General features: G+C 64.4%; 16 protein-coding genes. 4 read left to right on the top strand and 12 right to left on the bottom strand.

The annotated features are described in order from the left end of the window. Nucleotides 1–158: 158 nt before the first annotated feature. A complete protein-coding gene (locus tag E6C72_RS21300) occupies nucleotides 159–3479 on the top strand; it encodes a maltotransferase domain-containing protein (RefSeq protein ID WP_109084694.1) in 3321 nt (1106 codons plus the stop codon). A 71-nt stretch (nucleotides 3480–3550) separates the two neighbouring features. Here the strand turns inward: E6C72_RS21300 and E6C72_RS21295 are convergent, their stop codons facing one another. The 3 genes from E6C72_RS21295 to E6C72_RS21285 form a co-directional block, all read right to left on the bottom strand. Further along, entirely contained in the window at nucleotides 3551–3805 is a 255-nt protein-coding gene (locus E6C72_RS21295) for a hypothetical protein (protein ID WP_247875531.1), read from the bottom strand. A 430-nt stretch (nucleotides 3806–4235) separates the two neighbouring features. Beyond that, nucleotides 4236–5153: an alpha/beta hydrolase gene (locus E6C72_RS21290; protein ID WP_247875532.1), complete on the bottom strand. Its 918-nt coding sequence runs from the start codon at nucleotides 5151–5153 to the stop codon at nucleotides 4236–4238. Nucleotides 5154–5217: 64 nt separating this feature from the next. Next, nucleotides 5218–6216, bottom strand: coding sequence for an ABC transporter ATP-binding protein (locus E6C72_RS21285; protein ID WP_109084697.1), 999 nt, complete (start codon nucleotides 6214–6216; stop codon nucleotides 5218–5220). Nucleotides 6217–6395: 179 nt separating this feature from the next. Here E6C72_RS21285 and E6C72_RS21280 point away from each other — a divergent pair, with 179 nt between their 5' ends. After that, nucleotides 6396–6584: a zinc-finger domain-containing protein gene (locus E6C72_RS21280; RefSeq protein WP_109084698.1), complete on the top strand. Its 189-nt coding sequence runs from the start codon at nucleotides 6396–6398 to the stop codon at nucleotides 6582–6584. 30 nt (nucleotides 6585–6614) lie between these two features. On the opposite strand, the gene E6C72_RS21275 is transcribed toward E6C72_RS21280, so the two are convergent. Both E6C72_RS21275 and E6C72_RS21270 read right to left on the bottom strand, forming a co-directional pair. Next, nucleotides 6615–8339 (bottom strand): bifunctional protein-serine/threonine kinase/phosphatase, encoded by a 1725-nt coding sequence (locus E6C72_RS21275; RefSeq protein ID WP_247875533.1) that lies wholly within the window; start codon nucleotides 8337–8339, stop codon nucleotides 6615–6617. 74 nt (nucleotides 8340–8413) lie between these two features. Next, complete coding sequence (locus E6C72_RS21270) at nucleotides 8414–9250, bottom strand: formate/nitrite transporter family protein (RefSeq protein ID WP_109084699.1); 837 nt, start codon at nucleotides 9248–9250, stop codon at nucleotides 8414–8416. A 664-nt stretch (nucleotides 9251–9914) separates the two neighbouring features. On the opposite strand from E6C72_RS21270, the gene E6C72_RS21265 reads away from it, so the two are divergent. Next, the gene (locus E6C72_RS21265) at nucleotides 9915–11972 is read left to right on the top strand and encodes an EAL domain-containing protein (protein WP_109084700.1); all 2058 of its coding nucleotides are present in this window, start codon (nucleotides 9915–9917) and stop codon (nucleotides 11970–11972) included. A 154-nt stretch (nucleotides 11973–12126) separates the two neighbouring features. Here the strand turns inward: E6C72_RS21265 and E6C72_RS21260 are convergent, their stop codons facing one another. The 5 genes from E6C72_RS21260 to E6C72_RS21240 all read right to left on the bottom strand — a co-directional run bounded on the left by E6C72_RS21260 (nucleotide 12127) and on the right by E6C72_RS21240 (nucleotide 19157). After that, a complete protein-coding gene (locus tag E6C72_RS21260) occupies nucleotides 12127–13323 on the bottom strand; it encodes a CHAP domain-containing protein (RefSeq protein WP_136700824.1) in 1197 nt (398 codons plus the stop codon). 12 nt (nucleotides 13324–13335) lie between these two features. After that, the gene (locus tag E6C72_RS21255; RefSeq protein ID WP_136700823.1) at nucleotides 13336–13761 is read right to left on the bottom strand and encodes a hypothetical protein; all 426 of its coding nucleotides are present in this window, start codon (nucleotides 13759–13761) and stop codon (nucleotides 13336–13338) included. After that, the gene (locus E6C72_RS21250) at nucleotides 13758–14633 is read right to left on the bottom strand and encodes a hypothetical protein (protein ID WP_136700822.1); all 876 of its coding nucleotides are present in this window, start codon (nucleotides 14631–14633) and stop codon (nucleotides 13758–13760) included. The genes E6C72_RS21255 and E6C72_RS21250 overlap by 4 nt, the downstream gene beginning before the upstream one ends. 251 nt (nucleotides 14634–14884) lie before the next feature. After that, nucleotides 14885–15637, bottom strand: coding sequence for a response regulator transcription factor (locus E6C72_RS21245; RefSeq protein WP_247875534.1), 753 nt, complete (start codon nucleotides 15635–15637; stop codon nucleotides 14885–14887). A gap of 757 nt (nucleotides 15638–16394) precedes the next feature. Further along, nucleotides 16395–19157 (bottom strand): carbohydrate-binding domain-containing protein, encoded by a 2763-nt coding sequence (locus E6C72_RS21240; protein WP_247875535.1) that lies wholly within the window; start codon nucleotides 19155–19157, stop codon nucleotides 16395–16397. A 342-nt stretch (nucleotides 19158–19499) separates the two neighbouring features. Between E6C72_RS21240 and E6C72_RS21235 the strand changes: the two genes are divergently transcribed. Then, nucleotides 19500–20687 (top strand): glycosyltransferase family 4 protein, encoded by a 1188-nt coding sequence (locus E6C72_RS21235; RefSeq protein ID WP_109084705.1) that lies wholly within the window; start codon nucleotides 19500–19502, stop codon nucleotides 20685–20687. 7 nt (nucleotides 20688–20694) lie between these two features. On the opposite strand, the gene E6C72_RS21230 is transcribed toward E6C72_RS21235, so the two are convergent. Together E6C72_RS21230 and E6C72_RS21225 are read right to left on the bottom strand one after the other, a co-directional pair. Next, the gene (locus tag E6C72_RS21230; protein ID WP_109084706.1) at nucleotides 20695–22356 is read right to left on the bottom strand and encodes a DUF2190 family protein; all 1662 of its coding nucleotides are present in this window, start codon (nucleotides 22354–22356) and stop codon (nucleotides 20695–20697) included. Further along, nucleotides 22353–23600, bottom strand: coding sequence for a glycosyltransferase family 4 protein (locus E6C72_RS21225; protein WP_109084707.1), 1248 nt, complete (start codon nucleotides 23598–23600; stop codon nucleotides 22353–22355). Before E6C72_RS21225 ends, E6C72_RS21230 begins: the two co-directional genes overlap by 4 nt. Between the last annotated feature and the right edge of the window lie 5 nt (nucleotides 23601–23605).

Here is a 23605-nt window from a genome sequence, read left to right as displayed (position 1 = left end):
TTGCGGGTTGCCAAAGTGGCCGGCGGAACCTTCACCGCCCCGGCGGGTTGTCCGGCGGGGGCTTGCTATCGGCCCCGGGTGCCGGCCTTCCGTCGATCCCACAACGGGGAGCGGCAGGCTGTCAACGGAGAAGCAGGGCCAAGGAAGGGGGTTCCTCCATGAGCATCGTCGGACCGCGCATCTACAACCTGTTTCCGACCCTGGTCGGTCCCGTCCGCGATTGGGCCGGGCACCTGCCGCGGATCCAGGGGATGGGTTTCGACTGGATCTTCCTGAACCCGATCCACCAGCCCGGATTCTCCGGCAGCCTTTATGCCGTGAAGGATCCCTACCGACTGCATGACGCGCTGCGCGGCGGCTCGCACGAAAGTGACGACGAGCTTCTGCGCCGCTTCACGGGGGAGGCCGGAGCGCATGGCCAGTCGGTGATGATGGACTTCGTCATCAACCACACCTCCCGCGATGCCCTGCTGGTCGACCGCCATCCCGACTGGTACAAGCGCGGCGCGGATGGCGATCTGCACCGTCCGGGCGCCGTCGATCCCAACAACACCGCCCATGTCACGGTGTGGGGCGATCTCGCCTCGCTCGACTATGACCGGCCGGAGTCGCGGGCCGGGCTGATCGGCTACTGGTCCGACTATCTGCGCCATTACATCGGGCTTGGCGTGCGGGGCTTCCGCTGTGACGCCGCCTATCAAGTGCCGGCGGAGGTGTGGAAGAGCCTGATCGACGCCGCCCACGCCGTGAACCCGGAGGTTAAGTTCTTCGCCGAGACGCTGGGCTGCACGGTGGAGCAGGTGCGCGAGCTATGCGGCGCCGGCTTCGACTTCCTGTTCAACAGCGCCAAATGGTGGGATTTCAAGGCCGACTGGCTGCTGGACCAGTATGAGGAGTTCCGTTGGATCGCGCCGTCCATCGCCTTTCCGGAAAGCCACGACACCGACCGTCTTGCGGCAGAGGTCGGCAGCCAGGATGCCGTGCGGCTCGCCGCCCAGCTGAAGATGCACTATCTGTTCGCCGCGAGCTTCTCCACCGGCGTGATGATGCCGGTCGGCTTCGAGTACGGCTTCACCCGCAAGCTGGACGTGGTGCGAACCGGCCCGGCCGACTGGGAACAGCCGAAGCTGGACCTCACCGGCTTCATCGGCGCCGTCAATGCGATGAAGGCCGCCACCCCGGCCCTGAATGTCGAGGGGCCGCAGCGCCGCGTCACCTCTCCTCACAGCCCGGTGCTGGGACTGATCCGGCAGGTGGACGGCGCAGCCCTCGACCAGCCGGACGCCTGTGCCATCCTGGTGCTGAACCCGGACGAGAACCGGCCGCACAATCTGGATGTGGGCCCGATCCTGGCCGCCACCGGCGGGACCTATGAGGCGTTCGAGGATGTGACGCCGGAGGCCGAGCCGCTGCCGATGAAACCCGGAGCGCCGATGATGCTGCGTCCGATGGAACTGCGCGTCTTCCGGGCCCGCGCTGCCCGCCGCCGTCCGGTCGAGCTGCATGACGTGGAGGAGCGGGAATGGATGGAGTCCATCGCCGCTGGCCGCATGACCATCGAGAATGTCTATCCGGAGCTGGACGGCGGCCGCTTTGCCATCAAGCGCGCGGTCGGCGACGTGATGGAAGTGTGGGCCGACATCTACACCGACGGCACCTTCGTGCTCGCCGCCTCCGTCATGTACAAGGCGGACGGCGACGAGGCGTGGAGTGAAGCGCCAATGCGCCTCCATGAGAACGACCGCTGGGTCGGCCAGGTGCCGCTGGTCCGCAATGCCCGCTACACCTACAGCATCGAGGCGTGGCGTGACGTCTGGGAAAGCTGGCGCGCCGACTTCAAGAAGAAGGTCGATGCCGGCATGGTCGTCGATCTGGAGCTTGTGGAGGGCCGCCGCTTTGTCGAGCAGGCGCTGGACCTGAACCATGGTGACGGGCGCGCGGCGCTCCAGGCGGTGATCGAACGGATGCAGGCATTGTCGGGTCGCGAGGCCATCGACTATGCCCTGTCGGACGAGCCGCGCCGGGTGATGAAGCAGTATGGCGAGCGGCAGTACAAGTCACGTTATGTGCGCGAGTTGGAGGTCTATGTCGACCGCACCGCCGGTGCCTATTCGGCATGGTTCGAGATCTTCCCGCGCTCGGCCTCGCCCGACCCGTCGCGTCCGGGCAATTTCGACGACGTGGTCAATCTGCTGCCCATGGTTCGCGACATGGGATTCGACGTGCTGTATTTCCCGCCGATTCATCCCATCGGGCGCGCCTTCCGCAAGGGCAAGAACAACACTCTGAACCCCGGCCCCGACGATCCCGGCGTGCCCTATGCCATCGGTGCGGAGGAGGGCGGGCACGACGCGATCGACCCGATGATCGGCGATTTCGACAGCTTCCGCCGGTTGGTCCGCGAGGCCAAGCGCCATGGCATCGAGATCGCGCTGGATTTCGCCGTCCAGTGTTCCCCCGACCATCCCTGGGTGAAGGAGCATCCGCACTGGTTCTACTGGCGGCCCGACGGCACCATTCGCTACGCCGAGAATCCGCCAAAGAAGTACCAGGACATTGTCAATGTCAGCTTCTACCGCCAATCCTATCCAGACCTGTGGTACGCGCTGCGGGACGTGGTGCTGATGTGGTGCAAGGAGGGTGTGCGCATCTTCCGTGTCGACAACCCGCACACCAAGCCCTTCCCCTTCTGGGAATGGATGATCCGCGAGGTGCAGGACCGCTACCCCGACGCCCTGTTCCTGGCCGAGGCCTTCACCCGGCCGAAACTGATGAAGCGGCTGGCCAAGGTCGGCTTCACCCAGTCCTACAGCTACTTCACCTGGCGCACCACCAAGGCGGAGCTGACCGAATACCTGACCGAACTGACGCAAGGTGAATCGCGTGAGTATATGCGGCCGAATTTCTTCGCCAACACGCCCGACATCCTGCCGCCGATCCTGACACAGGGCGGTCGTCCGGCGCACATGATGCGTGCGGTGCTGGCGGCGACGCTGGCCGGCGTCTACGGCCTTTATGGTCCCTATCTGCTGTGCGAGGCGGAAGCCTATCCCGGGAAGGAGGAGTACAACCATTCAGAGAAGTACGAGATTCGCCACTGGGACTGGAACAAGCCCGGCAACATCCGGGACTATGTCACAGCCATCAACCGCATCCGCCGCGAGAACCCGGCGCTGCAGCAGTTCACCAACCTGCGCTTCTACAACGCCTTCGACGACAACATCCTGCTCTATGGCAAGATGACGGCGGCCAAGGACAACGTGATTCTGATTGCGGTGAACCTCGACCCCCACAATGGTCATGGCGGAACCATCGAGGTGCCGCTGTGGGAACTGGGTCTGCCGGACGGCGCTCATGTCCAGGTGGAGGATCTGTTCAGTGGCCACCGCTTCACCTGGATCGGAAAGTTCCAGCATGTCTGGCTGGATCCTCATCGCAATCCGGCGGCGATCTGGCGGATTGCGCCGCCGGGTGTGTGAGGTCACAATTGAACCGGATACGAAAAAAGCGGCCCTTCGGGGCCGCTTTTTCAATTCCGTCGGTGCGTAGCTCAGCGCCGGCGGATCATCGTCGCCCCCCCGACGGTCTTGTCGAGGAAGGCGATCATCGCATCCGGCTTCTGGCCGACGGAACAAGCGGCGAAGGACATCCACCAGCGCGCCATCGGGGTGGTCCACCCGTAGCGGTCGGCGATAACCTGGACATCCATGGCAGGGGGCATGGCAGAGGACATGGTGGTCGTCTGAGCGGTCGGTACGGCGCGGGTCGCGCCGGACGGGGTAGCCTGGGATTCGACGCTGTGCATGGTTCCTCCCAACGGGGACAGCCAATGGAGACTTTAGGTGTCCGCTTATGCGGTACCTTAGCTCTCAACCGCTGGAAGTGGCAGAGTGGCTTTGGTCCTAACGGGTACTATACCTTTGGCTGCAAAGGTCCCATGCCTCGGGCCGCCCCTTTCAGGTAGGTGGTAGCGGCAATCCGCTGGCCCAACCCAGCAATGCCATCAAGGCTGCCCGGTTGGCTGGTCGGAAAAGCAGGGCCAACCCCACCCAGAACGGGGAAACCCTGAATTCGGCGGCCATCGCCCGAACTTCTTCCGGGGACAATCGCAGGTTGGGGGTGGGATCTTCACTCATCAGGCAACCCTCCGCCGGTGCCGCAAGTCACGACGGATCCAGAACAATTCGTCCGACCGGCAATCGCGCAGGTGCCTGTGACAAAAGTATGTTCGGCCTTTACCTAGCCGCGAGCAGGGCTCTCGGCGCCCGATCGGCACCACTGGCCAGCGGCATTTTGGGGTTTTCGATCCAGGCGATAACATCGTTGACCACCAGCTTGCCCTTCAGGTCGCGCAGCAGCATGTGGTAGCCATCGGGATAGACGGCGACCACGTGCCGCCCGCCGGATTCGAAATCCGTCAAGGCGCGTTCAACCGGCCGCGGCGGCAGAACCTCCTCATGCGCGCCGTAGAGTACGAGCGACGGCGTCTGGAGATGCTGGCAGGCATCGAGCGCAGATCCCATCAGGTCCGTCAGCCCCTCCAGCGCATCGACGCGCGAGCCCTTGATGACCAACGGGTCGCGGCCCAGCGCCCGCAGCATCTCAATGTTGTCGGACGGATGGATGTCGAGATCCTTGGGCGGATGCACCACCATGCCAGGGACGAGGTTGTAGGTGATCCACAGGGCGGCGCGTGGGAAGAAGCCCATCGCCTGCCGGCCCCAGACGGCGGGTGCGACCAGGATGGTGCCGTCGACCTTGGGCGGGTTGGGGCCGGTCATTGCGGTCAGCACCACCGCCCCACCCATGCTTTCGCCCATAAGATAGACCGGTACGCCGGGATGACGCTTGCGCACCATCTCCACCGCGGTGCGGGCGTCGCTGACCAGGGTAGGGGTACCGGCCCAGACGCCGCGGTCGCGGGTGGCGCCGAAACCACGTTGGTCGTAGGCGTAGGTGGCAATGCCGGCCGCGGCGAAATCGCGGCCGGCACCGTCGAAGGCGTTGGAATAGTCGTTGTAGCCGTGCAGGGCGACGACCGCCGCCCGCACCTTGCCGTCGGCCGGCAGCCAGGAGCGCATCGGCAACTCGAAACCGTCGGCGGCGATCAGCACCTTTTCGTTCAACTGCGGCTGAACGACGGCCATTCCCATCGGTTGGAAATCCGCGGCACAGCCACCAAGCAGAAGCCCAATCCCCAGAACAGCCGCCAATCCGCTATGCCGCATGGATTACCCCTGTGTCGCTGTGCGCACCACCCGTCAGTTGGAGGAATATATCTTCAAGATCCGATTCCTCGGTCGTGACATCGATGATCCCAATTCCGGACGCGGCCAGGGCAGACAGGATGGCGCCGGCGCGCTGGCGGCTCGGCTGATAGCGGACGATCATCCGCCGCGGCTCCGGCAACTCGACAGTATAGCCATCCAGCGAGGGCGGGGCGGCGGTCAGGTCACGATCCAGCGTCAGGCACAGCGCCTTGTTGTCGACCCTCCGCAGCAACGTCGTCTTCGGCTCGCACGCCACCACCTGGCCGTGGTTGATGATGGCGATGGTGTCGCACAGCTCCTCCGCCTCCTGAAGGTAGTGGGTGGTCAGCAGGACGGTGGTGCCGGACTTGTTGAGGACGCGCACATAGTCCCAGAGCTGGCGGCGCAGTTCCACATCGACGCCGGCGGTTGGTTCATCGAGGATCAGCACCGGCGGGGTATGGACCATCGCCTTCGCCACCATCAGCCGGCGCTTCATACCGCCCGACAGCGAACGGGCATGGGCATCGGCCTTGTCGGCGAGACCGACGGCCTCCAACAGCTCCTCCGTCCGGCGCTCCTTCTTCGGCACGCCGTAGAGGCCGGCCTGAAGCTCCAGCATCTCGCGCGGGGTGAAGAAGGGGTCCATGTTCAGTTCCTGCGGCACCACGCCAATGGAGGCGCGGGCGCGGCGCGGATGTTCCGAGACCTCGTGGCCCCAGATGGTGGCGGTGCCGCCGGTCTTGTTCACCAGCCCGGCCAGGATGTTGATCATCGTCGATTTGCCGGCGCCGTTGGGACCGAGCAGCCCGAACAGCGATCCGCGCGGTATGGCGAGGTCGATTCCCTTCAGCGCATGCTTGGGCCCGGCCTTGCCTGTGGGCTGGTAGATCTTGGTCAGGCCGCGCAGCTCCACCGCGTTGGCCGGGAGCGAGACGGGCGTGGGGGTATCGGTGGGCGCGGCCATTGATCCTGAACCATGATGTTTGCGGTTGGCGAAAAAGCCCGTCTGTCCGGTGGTTTCCCCCGTTGATCCGCGGCGCGCGATGGGTATCATCCGGCCCGCGCGCGCGGAACCCTGAACGGGGGCCCGGACAGCGGGCGTGTCCACGATGGCGTGAACCGGCGCGCCTGTCAAAACAGAGGATGACTGCCATGCAGCCGACCGAGACGATCCTTGTTGAAACCTCGACCGTCGGGTGCGACGGCGGCGGCGGCGCGCTGGGCCATCCGCTGGTCTACCTGACCCTGGACCGCGAAGGCCAGGTCGAATGCCCCTACTGCTCGCGCGTCTTCAAGCTGAAGGAAGGCGCCAAGGTCGCCCACGGGCATTAAGACCGGTTTGCCCTGCCGGCTGGCCGACGATCAGATGCGGCCGGCCAGCAGGACCAGCACGGCCAGTGCCAGCAGCGCCGACAACCCTTGCCAGAAGGCCAGCGGGTTGCGGTCGATCAGCGGACGGCGCCGGGTGCCCGCCGCGGGCTTTCGCGGGTGGCGCAGGTCGTACAGGAACTCCGACAATTCCTGATAGCGCTTGGCTGGGTCCGGATGGACCGCCTTGCGCAGAACCCCGTCGATCCAGACGGGGATGTCCCGCTGGTCGTTCAGGGCCGTGCGGTAGATAAGCTTGCGCTGGCGTGCCCGCGTGGTGGCCGTCGCGGCATCGGTGCCGTAGGGCAGGTGGCCGGTCAGCATCTGATAGGCGATGACCCCCAGCGCATAGAGGTCCGACGCCGGCGTCCCTCCTTCGCCCAAAAGATATTCGGGGGCGGTGTATTGCAGCGTGCCCAGAATCTCGCCCCGATCGGCGTCGGGCATCGTCTCCAGAATGCCCGGAACCAGCACCGATCCGAAATCGACAATCTTCACCGTACCGGTGGCGTCGATCATCACATTGTCGGGCCGCAGATCCTGGTGCAGCATCTCCAACCGGTGGAAGGCCTGAAGCCCCTTGCCGATCTGCTCGACGATGGTGCGCACCGTCGGCAGGTCGGGACTGGGATGGTCGCGCATCCATTGGGTCAGGGTATACCCTTCCAGATACTCGGTGACGACATAGAGGTGGCGGCGCGGCCGGCTTTGCTGGGGCGGCTTCAGCACATGGGGGCTGTTGAGCCGGCGGGCGATCCACTCCTCCATCAGGAAGCGGCGCAGATGGGCGGGGTCGTCACGGCGGTCGATGGCCGGCACCTTCAGCGCCACGGCCGGCCCTCCCGCGCTGTCCTGGGCCAGATAGACATGGCTGCGGCTGCTGGCATAGAGCTCCCGGACGATACGGTAGCCCTCGAATTCCGTCCTCGCTTCCAGCAGAGGTGGCGGAGGCAGGTCGGACAGGCGATGGAACAGGTCGCCGGCATCGGCGTCGGGAACCGCGTCGATTCGCAGGATCTGAAGCGTCAGGTTGTCGCCGCTGCCGCGTCGGAACGCCTCCGCGACCGCGAGTCGGGCAGCAAGGTCGAGGTCTTCAGGATGCCTGTCAATTGTGCTGATTAAAAATTCGGCATCTACATGCTCATAGACCCCATCTGTCGCCAGCAGGAAGATGTCGCCGGGCTCCACCGGCAGTTCACGGCAGTCGATCTCCACATGCGGCGCCACGCCCATCGCTCGGCCGAGATAGCTGACCTCCGACGACACCACCACCCGGTGGTCGGTGGTCAACTGCTCCAGCGACCGGCCGGCGACGCGGTAGATGCGGGAATCACCGACGTGGAAAAGGTGCGCGGTGGCCGATTTCAGCACCAGCGCGCTCAGCGTGCAGGCGTAGCCGCGGTCCTGGTCGTAACGGTACTCGCTGCGCCGGTTCTGGGCATGCAGCCAACTGTTGGTCGCCGCCAGCACCCTCTGCGCCGCCGTTCTGACCGACCAGCTTTCCGGCGTGCAGTAATAGTCGGTCAGGAAGCTCTTCACCACGGACTCGCTGGCGATGTGGCTGACCCGGCTGGTGCTGATGCCGTCGGCCAGCGCCACCGCGATACCCTTCATGCCCAGCAGCGGTGCGGTCGGGATCAGCGCCCCGTGGAAATCCTGGTTGGACTCCTTCCGCCCCTTGTCGGAGCACTGGCCGATGGAGATCCGCAGCTCTTTCACGATGCCTGCCCGTTCAAGGAAAACCCCGGCCAAAGGCGGACCGGGGTTGCTGATGGAAGGATGGGCAGGGTGCCTTATTCAGCCGGCTGCAGGCCGGTCTGCTGCAGGCGGCGCTTCGGCGCGGTGCGGACATGGGTGGCGTATAGCGTCAAGCCAGTGAAGGCCAGCCCGCCGATCAGGTTGCCGAGCACCGTCGGCAGCTCGTTCCAGATCATGTAGTCCATGATCGAGAAGTTCCCGCCCATCAGCATCGCCGACGGGAAGAGGAACATGTTCACCACCGAATGCTCGAAGGTCATGCCGAAGAACAGCATGATCGGCATCCACATGGCGATCACCTTGCCGCTGACCGAAGTGGAGATCATGGCGCCGACCACGCCGGTGGAAACCATCCAGTTGCACAGCATGCCGCGCAGGAAGATGGTCAGCATGCCGGCCGCGCCATACTGCGCATAGCCCAGCGTCCGGTTTTCGCCGATGTGGGAGATGACGGTGCCGACCTTGTCCGGCGGGGTGGAGAAGCCGTAGGTGAAGACCACGGCCATCATCACCGCCACCGTCAGGGCGCCCAGGAAATTGCCGACGAAGACCAGTCCCCAGTTGCGCAGCACGCCGCCGATGGTGACGCCCGGCCGCTTGTCGATCAGCGCCAGCGGCGACAGCACGAACACGCCGGTCAGCAGGTCGAAGCCCAGCAGATACAGCATGCAGAAGCCGACCGGGAACAGGATCGCGCCGATGATCGGGAACCCCGTCTGGACCGTGACCGTCACGGCGAAGACCGCCGCCAGCGCCAGGATCGCCCCTGCCATAAAGGCGCGGATGACCGTGTCGCGGGTGGACATGAAAATCTTGGATTCGCCGGCATCCACCATTTTGGTGACGAACTCGGAGGGCACCAGATACGACATGACGAGTCCCCTTGGAACAAGCGCTGAAGAAACGGCACGCAGCGTCGGATGAAGCCCGCGCGGCACCGTTCCGGTACGGGGCGGGAAGAGACAGGACGCGTTGCGTGTGATTTGGGTACGGGCCGCAGTCTTTGGGTCCGCGCTGGTCAAACCGCCGTTGGCTTGAACCGAGAGCTGATAAGCATGGAACGTGCCAAATGCTGTTTTGCAGCAAATCCGCGGTGTTTCGATTGCCGCCAATGCCGTTGCAACGCCAGGAAGAACCATGACTGCCCAAAGTCTGGGCTGCTCTGAATAAAAAACAGCCATTTTTGCAGGAACGATTGTGAGACCCGACAAGTAAGCGACCACCGTCGCCACTGCGGCGGCAGGGAAGAGTCTTTCAGGATTTTAACCGAAGCGTGAAACACTATCCTTAAAAATCAATGATTTGACGAGTGGTGTGCCTTGGTGACCATGCCAATGGTCGAATTCGGTTACCTTTTTGTTATATTTTCCTTTCGTACTATGAGACAGTAACGGCGATGATGCTTGACGGGGCTCATCGAACCGGCGTCTACTTTGCCGCATTGCGGAAAGGTGGCAGTTCCACAATCGTTGTTTGAGTTGCAGGCTTATGTTGTTTCCAGGTGGTTCGGGATTGGCGTCGGATGAGGCGCGTACCATGAGTCAAGAGACTGAAGAGCAGTATCGCAGCATTTTCGAGAATGCTGTCGAGGGCATCTATCAGACCACCGTCGATGGACGCTACCTGCGGGTCAATCCGGCACTTGCCGAAATCTATGGCTATTCTTCACCCGAAGACCTGATCGCCAATCTTACCGACATCGCCTGCCAACTCTACGTCGATCCCGGCAAGCGCGAGGCCTTCGCTGATCTGATGGCCCGCCAGGACCGCGTCCACAGCTTCGAGGCGCGCGTCTTCCGCCGTGACGGTTCCATCATCTGGATTTCCGAAAGCGCGCGCTGCGTGCGCGACGCCGCCGGCCGCATCCGCTATTACGAAGGCACCGTCCAGGACATCACCGAACGCAAGCAGCACGAGGAAAAGATCCGGCTGCTCGCCACCGTGTTCGACAGCGTCGCCGACGGCATCCTGATCGTCGATCCGGAGCTGACCGTCCAGGCGATCAACCCGGCCTACGAGATAATGACCGGCTTTCAGCGGGAGGAGCTGCTGCGCCGTCCGCTGGTGCTGTTCGCTCCCGGTTCACACGAGCGGGAATTCGTCGACACCATTTGGACCACGGCGCGGCAGGCCGGGCGCTGGCAAGGGGAGGTCACCAGTTTCCGCCATTCCGGCGACGCCTTCGCCGCAGCGCTTTCGGTGACATCGGTCCGGGCGCCGAACGGCGTGCTGGAACATTATGTCCTGACCATTGCCGACATAAGCCAGCGCAAGTCGCAGGAACACCAGATTCGCTATCAGGCCAGCTTTGACCGGCTGACCGACCTTCCAAACCGCTGGCTGGTCTGCGAGCGGCTGGAGGAGGCCATCGCCCGCGCCCAGCGCAGCAAGAGCAAGGTCGCCGTCGCCTTTCTTGACCTGAACCGCTTCAAGCAGGTCAACGACACGCTGGGCCACCATGCGGGCGACGAGCTGCTGAAGCTGGTGGCGCGCCGTCTGCGCAACTGCACCCGCATGACCGACACCGTCGGCCGGCTGGGCGGGGACGAGTTCCTGATCGTGGCTCCCGATGCGGCCGACCGGTCCGCCGGCGCCCGGCTGGTTGAAAAAGTGCTCTATTCGATGTCGGAGCCGTTCAGCGTCCACAATCAGGAGCTTTTCTGCGGCGCGTCCATCGGCATCGCCTTCTACCCCGACGATGGCGACACGGCGGATCAGCTTCTGCGGAACGCCGATCTGGCGATGTACCACGCCAAGCGCAACCCGGAGCACAAATACGTCTTCTACGACGCCGGGATGCGCGAACGGTCGGGCTTTACGCTGGGGCTGGAGAGCGATCTGCGGCGTGCCAGTGGCGGCGACGAGTTCGAGCTGCATTTCCAGCCGAAGATCGACCTTGCAGGCAACCGCACCATCGGGGCCGAGGCGCTTATCCGCTGGCGCCACCCGGTGCGCGGCATGGTCAGTCCGGCGGAGTTCATCCCGCTGGCCGAGGAGACCGGCCTGATCTGGGAAATCGGCGCCTGGACGCTGATCGAATCCTGCCGCCGGCTGGCCGACTGGATCCAGCGTGGCCTGCCGATCCCATCGGTGTCGGTGAACCTGTCGCCGCGCCAGTTCCAGGATGCCCGTCTCGTCGGTTTCGTCCGCAGCGTGGTGGAATCCGCCGGAATTCCGGCCAACCGGCTGGAGTTGGAGCTGACCGAAGGGGCGATGATCGGCGACATCGAAAAGGCGGTGACGATCCTCAACGGGCTGAAGGACATCGGCGTCCGGTTGTCCATCGATGATTTCGGCACCGGCTATTCCTCGCTGGCGTATCTGAAGCGCTTCCCGATCGACACGCTGAAGATTGACCGCAGCTTCGTCCGCGACATCGTCAAATCCACCACCGACCCGGCAATCGTCGGCACCATCGTGAACCTTGCCGAAAGCCTGGGCTTCGACACCATCGCCGAGGGCGTGGAAACGCAGGAGCAGGCCGACATGCTGCGCCAGCAGCGCTGCACCCGCATCCAGGGCTATCTGATCAGTCGGCCGCTGCCGATCGACCAGTTTGAAGCCTTCCTCAGCAACAGTGTCGTGCCGGCCTGAGGGCATAAAAGATCAGAGCGATGCCCGTTGTTGCCTAAGCCCTCGATCGCGCCTGACCTGAGCCGGCTTTGATCCAGGAATGACCGACGGGTCTGATGGCCTGCCGCTCTTCCAATCGGGATTGGCCGCGGCATGGGCAGCGATGCTGTCGGCTTCAGTCCAATGGCCAGCGGAACGGCCCGTCGTCCCTGAGGCGACTTTTTGAAATGGAAGCGATGCAGACCTGCTGAGGTTCACCGCGTTTGGGAGACTGGTTGCCGCCCAGGAGCAGGAAGTGCTCTGCATCGGCCGGACCGACATAGAAACCGACATGTCCGCTGGCGTCTTCTGTGGGCTTCAGCACTACGATCGCACCAAGCTGCGGAGCGGCTAGCGCCTTTCCCCACAAGCGCCAATTCTCCGCCCGTTCCGGCACGTTGTGCGTCGCCTGCCGAAGCGTCTTCAGGCTCTCGGCACCGGATTTGATGAGGCAGTAGGAAACAAAGCTTGCGCACCATGCCTCCTCGTCGCCCGCGTCGATGCCTATGGACTTGAAATACTCAGTGACGGCCGGGTCTGTCGGAATTCCGGGCCTCTCCACCACACCGCGTGCCAGCTCGCGCTCCGCCACGACAAGCCATGGTGGAGAGCCATCCTGGGGCGGCGCGACTTGGGCCACCGCGTTTTGCGTGATCGCGGTCACCTTGCCGATGCGGTCGGCAACCGCAGCCGCCGCGGCGCGCATTTCGGCTGCCACCCGGGTCTCAACCGTCCTCCGCGTCGCCGGCCGGTCATCCTCCGCCAGCAGGCGCCGATTGTTTGCGATGGCCTTTGCGGACACTGCCGGCTTGCCGCCGAGCGATTTGTCGATGAGGTCGTCGAGAGCGAGTTGGAGGAACCGGCCGACGCCCGCGACACCCAGCAGATGACCGATCCGCAATTCCACGCCGGACGGGGCCTTGCCGGTGGTGGCGTACAGCGCGGTTTGGATCTTGTGAGTCTGACAGGCGGCGGCGATACACTGCTCATCAACTTTGGTCCGGTCGTCCTCCGTCATGCCTTCCAGGATACCGGCGTAGCTCTGGTCGTTCAGCAGATCCCGCCATGTTTCGGCGGTGAACTGGAACGGCCCCGTCGCGCTGGTCGCTGGTCGCCCGTCAGGGCCTGTTACCTCGGTCTGGACATTTCGCCAGCCGCTTTCCAGCCAGGCCAGGATCAGCAAATATTCCGCCGACACACCGTGCGGATCGATCCCGAACGCAACATTCACCGTATCGGCGGCGGCTTGAACCGTCTCCACGAAGTCCACCGTGTCCAGAACCTCTCCCATCGCCGTCGCCTCCTCGGGTTTGTTGAGAATTTCCGGCCGCATGACGAAAGGGTATCACTGCGTGCCGGACGGGTTCATGACCAAGGTCCAGAGTTGCGAGTCGATCCCTTCCCCGGGGGGCAGGCCGAGTGCCAGCCGCTTCGTCCGGATCGCCTCGCGATGACTTGCCGTCAGGAAGCCGTTGGCCAGCGTCACGTTCGGGTCACCGGTGATCTCGCGCAGGAAATCCTCCTCCTGGGTCCGGCCGTCACCCGGACGGCCGAAGCGGCCCTGCTCGAACGGAGTCAGGTGTCCGGCAGCAAGACAGGATTTCTGCCGGCTCAGCGCTCTGCCTTCGGAGAAGGTCAGAGGCTTCTTCAGATCATCGGCCTGGGGCGGCACCATCGCGCGCCCGAGCCGGTATTCGGCGATGGCGGCCCGCAGGGGCGCGTCGAAACCGTCCGCTGCCGGCAGGCACAGACCGGTCCTGATCTTCGTCATGTCCTGTAGCGTGATTGCCCGTTCGATATCATTGCGCGCTCCCCCAATGCGGGCGCGGGAGGCGTGACAGGCGGCGGTTTGGTGACATCCTGGCTGCGCAGGCGAGATTCAAGTATGCTCAGCCTGTTCTGCAACTCTGGAGTGATCGACCCGGTGCCAATGGTGGAACCGGAAGGGCCGATCAGCGGGATGGCCGACTTCTTTTCGCTGCTTGTCGGTGTTTCCGCGAAGCTCTGCGTCGACAGCGTCTTGGTAATCTGCTTCTCGATCCCGGCAGGAAGACAGAGCGCGAGATAATTGCGGATGGTTGCGGTCGCCGCCGGCTTGCGGCGTAGCTTGGGAGGGCGGTCATCCTGGGTCAAGGCGGCGCGATAGGCGTTGCGGCTGCCTTCGACGACGCTGCGGACGGATGCCGGATCCATTTTATAGAGCAGCGCCGAACTGGTGTTGGCGACCGTGGTGGTCGCCAGTCCGAAGGATGCCGCCAGCACGCCAAGGCCGACGGTCGACCCGCCGGACAGGCTCAGAATCGTCCCCGTGGTGCTGCCCAGGATCGACAGATCCTTGACGGTCGCGTCGGACGCACGGTTATACCAAAAAATTGCATCTATATATTTTTCGCACTGCTCATCCACATAATCCATGCCGGCAAGAATAACGTCATCCCATTCCGGAGAATTGGCCACCGGCTCCTTCGCTACGCCCGCACGTTTATAGAGATTCTTAAGGACATTTTCCTGGTTATTTGTCGATGCGTCGAGTTCGGTCGACTGAACCACCGGCCCAATACCGTCCAGTATCGGATATTTGTCGGAGAGCGATGTGCATGATGGGAGAGTGGCGAGGGCGACACACGCAATAATGCGATTCATTGCCGAATACCTCCCGTAAAATAAGAAAATCACATCAAGGCAATATCAATGAGTCAATATCTTTATGGATTACAACCCTATTGTGAGCATCGAAATTGGGGATGCTCCTGAAAGGTTGGCCTTTGCACGAATGCGGTTGTATGGAAACACTCAACCGATACCAAAGGACATTGCCGGGAAAGACGATCAGCATTGATGGGACAGGCGCCGTACGCCGCCATGACGGCGCCCGTCCGTTTTCGGGTAAGGCTTCAGGGCGCCGTTCGCTCCAGGAAATATTCCATCTCCTGAATGATGCCGCTCTGGGCAGCCCACAGGGCGGCCTGGGTGCGGTTGCGGACGTTGATGGTCTGCATGATGTGGCGGACATGCAGCTTGACCAGATCCTCGGTCATCGTCATCTCGCGGGCGATCTCCTTGTTGCTGCATCCATCCATGATCAGCTTCAGGATGCGCGCGTGGCGCGGGTAAAGACCGGGATAGCCGAGCAGTTCGGTTTCATGGTGGGGCATTGCCCCGTCCTCGCCACCCCGGCGTAGCGCCGTGGGGGAGAAATAGTCGAAGCACTCCTCCGGCACCACCGGCTCGCCGGCATGGATCAGGCGCAGGGCCAGGACGAAGGCAGGCGGCGCCATCCGGTTCAGCAGATAGCCGCGCACGCCGAACCGCAGCGCCATCCGCATGTGATGGGCGGAAAACTCGTCGGCGATCATTGCCAACCTGGCCTGCTCGCCGTACCAGCTGCGGAAGTTCCAGGCGTCGGTTTTCAGCGAGGCAAGGTCAAACAGCACGATGTCGGCCGTTCGGTCGGCAAAACCGTTTCCGGGCGGAGCGTCCAGCGTGACCACGGCCCCGCCGGCCGAGATGCCGGTGGCATAGTGGTCGGTTCCGCCATTCGCCCGGCCGTTCCAGATCGTCTTGGGAGAAAGACCGGTGGCGAGCCGGCTTTGCGGGTCGATGACCTCGAAGCAATCGTCCAGAATGTTCAGGATGGATTCACGCAACAATCGGCTTTGATTGTGAACAATCACACGTATGCGATCTGACATGTCCGTCTCCCCCAGTATGGACGAAATGGTGGACGGCGTTGCGCGGCCGGAAGGCAGGCTTTTCCCCCCTGGACGCTGTGTTTGGACGTCGGCGGTACCGGTGCATGGCAATGCAGGTCTGCCGGATTCTTTCGTCCGGCGGTCGATCTTCGGCCCCCCGTTCGGACCGTCGCCTCTGCAATCTCCGATAACGTCGCGCCTGGCCGCGAAATGCCGCAGTTCCGATGGACGATGCACGTTGTATCGCTGGTCTCGTGCTCGCCCGATCGAATTTAGATCAAACTATGATCCGGCACTCACGGCATTGTCTGCTGCACTTTTGGAACTGTTCCAGGCTCAGTGGGGGGGAGATTGCCCCTGTCAGGGTCGAACCCTGGTCAGATGGCCGGCAGTAATAAGCCATCCCAGCACTCGAATATGGAGGTGAGTACCCGGTAAAGACGGTGGCGGTTCCAAAGGATATGGCCGATCGTTGTGAGTCCGCAGGAAAAGAGGCCAAACGATATTGCCAAAAACGGAAGAAAAACATCAGAGATTGGCAACTAATGCTAGATTGATTGGTATGTCTTCTGTCTTCTTTGGGTGCTTTCCCGATTGATAATATAGACTCTTAAATAGTTGTTGTCAGGAGAATTTTCGTTGACCACGGAAACGAAAATGGAGACCCGGCTGAAGGGGGCTCCATTTTCGTTCCGGTAAGCTGGACCGCGGCTTAGGCCGCCATGTCGTGGGTGATGGCGTAGACGCCGGTGTCCCAGCGGGCGATGGTGGTGTCGAAGCCGCCGACACCGTTGACCACGTCGAAACCCTGCGTGGTGTTGTGCATCAAGTCCTGGACCGAGTAGTGGCCGTTGGCGAGTTGCAGATCCACATGGGTCGCCACCGCCTTGCGCGACGCGGTGTCGTTGAAATCGACCCGGTCGGAGGCGACGACGATCAGCCGGTCCTTCTGGTCGTAGAAGCCGTAACCGGTGATCTGGGCGTCGGGGTCCTTGTCGGTGAAAGTCAGCGGGTGGTGGTAGTTCAGCGCCTCGTCCCCGATCAGCACCGGGGCCTTTGCCTTCAATGCTGCGATTTCGGCGTCGCTGAACAGGTTGTGTCCCTCATAGGTCGCTTGCGGGATGATGAAGGCGCTGGGCGCGCTGGCCTTGGTCATCGACGGCAGGGCCGCATCGCTCACGTAATAGCCGAAGGGCACGCCGGCATCGTGCAGCTTGGTGATCGGCTCCAGCAATTCGCCGAGATAGGCGTTGCCGATGGAGTTGCCGGCCGGCTCCAACGCGTTCATCGCCTTTTCGGCATTGGCGCTGTAATAGAGCGCCGGGCCGAAGGGGCGGGTCGGCACGATGTCGCGCAGCATATCCAGCCATGGCTGCTTCACCTCGCCCCAATCGTGATAGCTGCGCGACCACTGCTCCGCCGCCCGGCGGACGCCGCCCTGGTCGTCGGCGATCATCGTCCAGCCGCTTTGCAGCCAGGTCTGTTCCAGCCGGCCCCAGCCCAGCTCGTCGCGCACCGTGCCGGTGACACCGGTGTAGAGGCTGTTCACCGCACCCCAGTAATCATCCTCCGACGAGGACATCATATGGCCGAAATGGGCGTCCGGCGCGCGCGCCGCATGGATGCCCAGCATTGCCTGTTCGTAGGAAGCCGGTGCCTGCTTGTGCTGCATCTCGAAGCGTTCGAGGGTCTGCACGTTGAACAGGATGTCCTTCTCGTTCATTTTGTCGGCGATCACGCGGGCGTCGACGCCGGCGAATTCGCGCATCGCCGCCGGAGTGAAGGACACCTGGGTGGTCAGCCAGGCCGCCTTCCCGGTGTTCTTGACGATGGCGTCGTCCAGCGCCTTCCAGCCATAGGCCCAGCCGTCGACGAAATAATCCAGCCACTGGGTCGGATGGTTGTCGACGATGTCCGCCGCCTGCTGGGCCAGCGTGCTGCCGGCCACCTTGATGCCGGTCTTGGCGCTGAATTCCGCGATCATGCGCGAATTGAAGAAGTCCATCACCCCGGAATGCGGGCTGCCGTCGAAGAAGTCGGCAAGCTCATAGCCGCGGGTGCCGGTCAGGGCGGACAGGCGGCCCAGCTTGTCCGCCATCCAGTCGGCGTAATGGGCGGTGCCGCCGGTCCAACCGGCCGGCGCGTCCTTGGCGTCCAGCGGCATCAGCGGACTGACATAGCCCCAGCCATACGGATTGCTGCTGTCGGAATTCAGGACATTGCCGTCGCCGTCGCGCCCGAGATATTGCGGATGGGCCTTCACCCACGACACCCATGCCTTGTGGCCGCCCAGATTGGCGAACTCGCCGCCGTTCTGCGAGGATTCGAAGGTGTCTTCCCACAGCTGCATGCCGATGAGCGGCATCACCCCGTCGGCCAGATGGCCGGCGGCGACGTCGCGCGTCTCCTTCAAATGGGCGGTGTTGGAGTAGTCGGGCACTGACTCCCAGAACAGGTGCTGAGGCGCCAGCCCGCGGTCGGCACCCCAGGAAATGGTCGAAACGTCCGACATCAGCGGCGGCCGGTCGCTGCTCACCCCTGCGCTGGCGCTGTGGTCGTTCTTCGGAAGCGTGGCGGCCGGTGTTGTCGGAGTGGTAGGGGCCGTCATGGTCGTGCCGGCCAGCATGTCCCTGGTGACGGGAATGTTCAGCGTGCCGTTCCACCAGAGCCCCTGCTGGCCGGCGACGACATCCTTGCCGTCCAGCGCGCCGCGGTCATAGGTGACGCCGGCGGCGGTCGAGGCGACGCTGTGCCCGTTCACCACGACCGAGCCGACATAGAGGCTGCGGTCCTGGCCGTTGACGACGGCGTCGTTGTCGTACTGGACCTGGATCTTGTGCGCCATGCTGGGATCGAGGTCGACCGTAAACTTGTAGGCGGTCTGGCTGCTGGCGGCCACCTTGGCGTCCCCCACCGCCTTGCCGTCGACCAGCAGCTTGAAATGCGGCGGCACACCGCCGGCGCTGGCGCCCCAGGCATTGACGACCACGCTGAAGGACTGGGTCGCCGCAGGCGTCGCCACCGGTGCTGAAACAATCGCCTCGGCTGCGGCGGTCGCAGGAGCCGCCGGAAACAGGGAGGCCGGCAGCGGCATGTTCAGCGCGCCGCCCCAGTAAAGGCCCTCCTGCCCCTTCACCACGTCATGACCGTCGACGGCACCCTTGTCATAGGTGACCGACGGGTCGGTGACCGCGATTGACGTGCCGTTTACCGACACGGCACGGACAAAAAGATTGCGGTCCTCTCCGCCGGAAATGCCGTCGTTGTCGTAGACGAGCTGGAGATTATGGGCGTTGTCGGCGGCGACCTTGGCGGAGATGGCGTAACGCCCCGGCATGCTGCTGTTTACTGCCGCCTGACCGATGGTCGTGCCATCGATTTTGAGCGCCAGATGCGGCCAGACGCCCCCCGCAGCCTGTCCCCAGGCATCTATCGCAAAGGTGACATCGATGAGATTGGACCCGGTGGACGACATCGGCACGACTCCTGTTAATCTGATATTAAGATCTTCCTAAACGGGATTACCCGTATCGGTGGGATTACCCTTCTCGTTGGGAGTGGTCGCACGAAAGTTTATGTATTTGAGAGAGTCATTGTTAAGACATGACTTTGACTCATCTTTGACTCTTCCTAAAAAATCGATTTTGAATCCGCGATTGATTTAGACACTGAAAGACTGAATCCGCCATCGGCAGTCTTAAGCCTGTTGTGTGCGGATCGTATCTTTCGTTTGTTTGGTGTCGGCTCCGGCTCCGTGGTCCACTTCGGCACGAAACGTTGCGGATACCGCGGATCAGGCAGGGCAGGAGATCGTTCAATGCGCACCCAATCCCTGCGCATCGCCGTCGTCACGCAGAAGATCGTCCGCCATGACGGGCAGGGGCGTGTGAACGCGGTCGTGGTCGACGAACTGTTGCGCCGCGGGCATGAGGTCGTCGCCATTGCCGCCGAACTGGCGGACGAACTGGCGCGCCATCCGCGGCTGCGCTGGGTTCGGATCGACGGGGGAGGTGTACCGATACAACTGGCGAAGGACCAGTTGTTCGCATGGCGGGCCAGCCGGACTCTGGAGCAGGAAAAACGGGCGGGGATCGACCGCGTGCTGGTGAACGGCTTTGTCAGCTGGGCGCGGTCGGACGTGAATGCAGTGCATTTCGTCCATTCCGCCTGGATGCGGTCTCCCACCCACCCGATCCGCAAGGGCATCTCGCCGCTGTCGCTCTACAGGGCGCTCTACACGCTGCTGAATGTCGGGTTCGAGCGCTGGAGCTTTCGCCGCGCCGGCCGGCTGGTGGCGGTGTCGCGCACCGTTGCCGACGAGCTTTCCCGGGATGGCATCAAACCGGCGCGGCTGAGCGTGATCGACAATGGCGTTGATGTCGGGGAGTTCCGTCCCGGCGCCCCGGACCCGTTGCTGTTCGGCCTGTCACCCGGCCGGCCGGTGGCGCTGTTCGTCGGCGATGCCCGCAGCGACCGTAAGAATCTCGATGGGGTGTTGCGCGCCCTGTCTGACGTTCCCGATCTCGTGCTGGCGGTGGTAGGCGACGAGCGCGGCGGACCATTTCCGGCGATGGCGCAGGCGCTGGGGGTGGAGGAGCGGGTCCGCTTCCTCGGCCACCGGCGCGACGTGGCCGCGTTGATGCGGGCGGCCGACCTGTTCGTCTTCCCGACCCGCTACGAGCCTTTCGGCCTCGTCCTGCTGGAAGCGGCGGCGAGCGGCCTGCCGGTCATCACCACGCGGCTGGCGGGTGCCGGCCGGCTGCTGGAGGAGGGGGCGGCCATTCTGCTGGACCACCCGGACGCCCATGCCGACCTGGTGCGCGCCATGCGCAGCCTTGCCGCCGACCCGGCCCTTCGCCGGCGCATGGGCGACGCCGGCCGCCGCATTGCCGAAGGCCAGGATTGGTCGGTGACAGCTGGGCGCTATGCCGACTTACTGGAGGAGCTGGGGCCTTCGGGACATGTGGTCGAGGAGCGGCGGCAGTTGGTCGGATCGTTTCCCTGACCAGCCGTCAGCGCGACGTCAGCCGCAAGTCCATCAGGACGCTGTCGCTTCCCGCCGGAGCGTCCGTCACGGCGACACCGACCGGTGTCGTCGGCCCGGCGGTGGAATCGACCCGCTGGGAAACACCGCTGGCGGGGCGCAGGAGGCTGCCCATGCGGATTGCGGCGCGGGTCTTGCCGACCGGTGCGGTGCCGCTGGTGGCGACGGGCACGATGCCGCCAGCGGGGGCGGAGGTCAGCGCAACCCCGTCGGCCGGATGATCCGGCTCCAGCCGGCGCACCCGGTCGTAGTCGCGCTGTACCAGATTGCCGACATCGACGCCGCCGGAGCCCACCCTGCGGAACTCGCCGGCGCAGTCCACCGCCTCGAACCGGTTGGCGCGGCAGGCACCGGAGACGCTGAGTGCGGGGGCCAAGCCGTCGCGGCCAAGGCGGATCAGCCGCTCGGCATCCTCGAACCGGTTGCCGATGGCGGACGATGCGACCATGGCCGCGATCTCGATGTCGGCGGCGCGGTCGTTGGTGCCGTCGCCGAAACTGGCGCTGCCGCCGGTGAAGTGATTACGCTCCAGCGACCGCACCACGATCAGGCCGGCGACAGGCCGCTTGGGCAGGCGATAGGCCGGCAGCAGCGAGCCGCTGCAGCCGATCAGCACATTGCCGTACATCTCCGCCATCGGCCCCTGGATCCAGCCGTTGCCACAGGCCTCGAAGGCGCAGTCCAGGAACTTGTTGTTGGACAGGAAGGTCCGCCTCGGCGCCCCGTCCTCCGCCAGGATGGCGTAGGGGGAGAAACCGAAATGGCAGGAGAGGAAGCTGGAATGGTCGATGCCGTTCTCCGGCGCCACGGCGATCGAGGCCAGCGTGTTGCCGGCGAGATCGGTGTCGAGGAACAGGTGATCGCCGAAACTGTCCGTCCCCGCCGACCAGTAGGCGCCGATGTGGTTCTTGGTCAACTGGCAGGAGATCAGCGAGGAATGGTCGCGCCAGACATCCACTCCGGCCCGGAAGCCGAACACCCCGATGCGCTCCAGCAGGAAGCGGGAGGTCATGGCGATCCCGCTCATCCCAGGCGGCGCATCGCCGGGCCGGTTGCCGGGCTTCGGCCCACGCAGGCTGAGATGCGCTATGCGGCTGCGTTGATAGCCCCTGTCGTCGTCAGGGGCACCCTGCCGGCTGCCGGCGCGGATGGCGAAGCGGCCTGGGCCGAGATCTTCCGGCCAGGACAACAGCGAGGCCCGCATGCCGGCGCCGACGATCTCCACCTCGTTGAAGGCGTCGTCATAGCGGTCGAGGTTGGGCAGGACGACTTCGCCATCCAGCCGGTACTGGCCGGGGGGGACCAGCACCGTCCCGCCCCGGCCCCCACGTGAAAGCTCCAGCACAGCGCCTTGCAGAGCCGCCCAGTCGCATTCCTGGTCCAGCGACCGGACGTGGGGATGGATTCGCCGCGCCGCCTCCAGGCTTTTGTAGCGTTCCGACAGGGGATGGCTGCGCCCGTCGCCGATGGCGCCGCGGTCGCGGATCGACAGGGCCGGGCCGGCTCTGGGCGGCGGATCGGGAGGAGGACGCAGGGACTTGTCCTGAGCGGCTTGTGCGGCGGCCGGCAGGGCGAAGGCCACCGCCAGCAGCGCGCGCCTGCCAAGGCTGCCGCCGGCGGCCCCGCTCATGGCGCGCGCACCTGCGCCGGTTGGCTTAGCCCGCTGCTGAGGGCAGTGCGATAGACCTCTTCCACCCGGTCGAGGTGGCGGTCCAGGGTGAAGGGGGCTTGCCAATAGCGATCGTAGGCGCTGCGTCCCATGCGCTCCACCTCCGCATCGTTGGAGAGCAGTTTGAGGCAGCGGGTCAGGTCGGCGGCATCGCCGCTGCGGAACAGAAAGCCATTCTCGCCAGTCTCCACCGTCTCTGCCGCCGCGCAATTGTCGCTGACGACCACGGGGACGCCAGTCGCCAGCGCTTCGTAGGCGGCCAGACCAAAGGTTTCGTACCACAGTGACGGCACCACCAATGCCCGCGCCCTCCGGACTTCCTCGAGGACCGCATCGGGTGGAAGCCAGCCGGCAAGCTGCGCGTCCGGGTTCAGGTGGCGGACTACATCGGCTTCCTCCCCGTCGCCGATGAAGCGTACCGGGCAGCCGGCCTGTGCCGTTGCGTCGGCCAAAAGGGCAGCGCCCTTCTCGCGGGACAGGCGGCCGACGAACAGGACCGGCCGGTTGCCGGCGACCGGAGCGGGGCCGCGGTCTTCCACTTCCACCGGGTTTGGGATCGGCACCGTTACGGTGCCGGGCGCCAGATGAGGGGCGATCACCGCGCGCTGCCGGTCGCTGAGCGTCACCAGCACCATGCCTGCGGTCAGGCCGCCGGACAGGGCTGCCGCCGCATGGCGGGCCGCCCGCCACCATTTATGGTGCCGGGCGCGGGCATCGCAATCGGTGGCGAGGCAGCCGGCGGACAGCGCCCGGTGCGGGCAGTTGGCGCCTTCGGGAAAGATGAAGAAGGCGCCGTTGGGACAGAGCGGGAAATAATCGTGCAGGGTCATCAACACCGGCAGGCCCGACTTGCGGCAGACGGGGAAGACGCTGGGTGACAGCGCCTTGGCCCAGCCATGGATATGGACCACGGTGTCGTTGGCCGGACAGCTGCCGAGCAGACTTTCCAGCGCGCGGGCAGCCTCGCGGTTCCAGATGCCGCGCACGGCAGCCTGGACGCGGTCGGCGTTGCCCTTCAGGTCGGGCTGCTCCAGGCAATGGACGGTGATGCCGTCGGTCAGCAGGGCCGGGTCGATGGGCGGAACGGCGGTGAAGACATGGACCCGGTGGCCGCGGCGTGCCAGCCCGGCCGCCCCGGTGATGGCGACTTTCGCCAGCCCGCCGCTGGGGTGGGCATGGTCGCACAGGATGACGATCGTGCTCATCGGGG

Source organism: Azospirillum sp. TSH100 (assembly GCF_004923295.1).
GTDB lineage: Bacteria > Pseudomonadota > Alphaproteobacteria > Azospirillales > Azospirillaceae > Azospirillum.
This window is presented reverse-complemented; position numbering and strand designations above follow the sequence as displayed.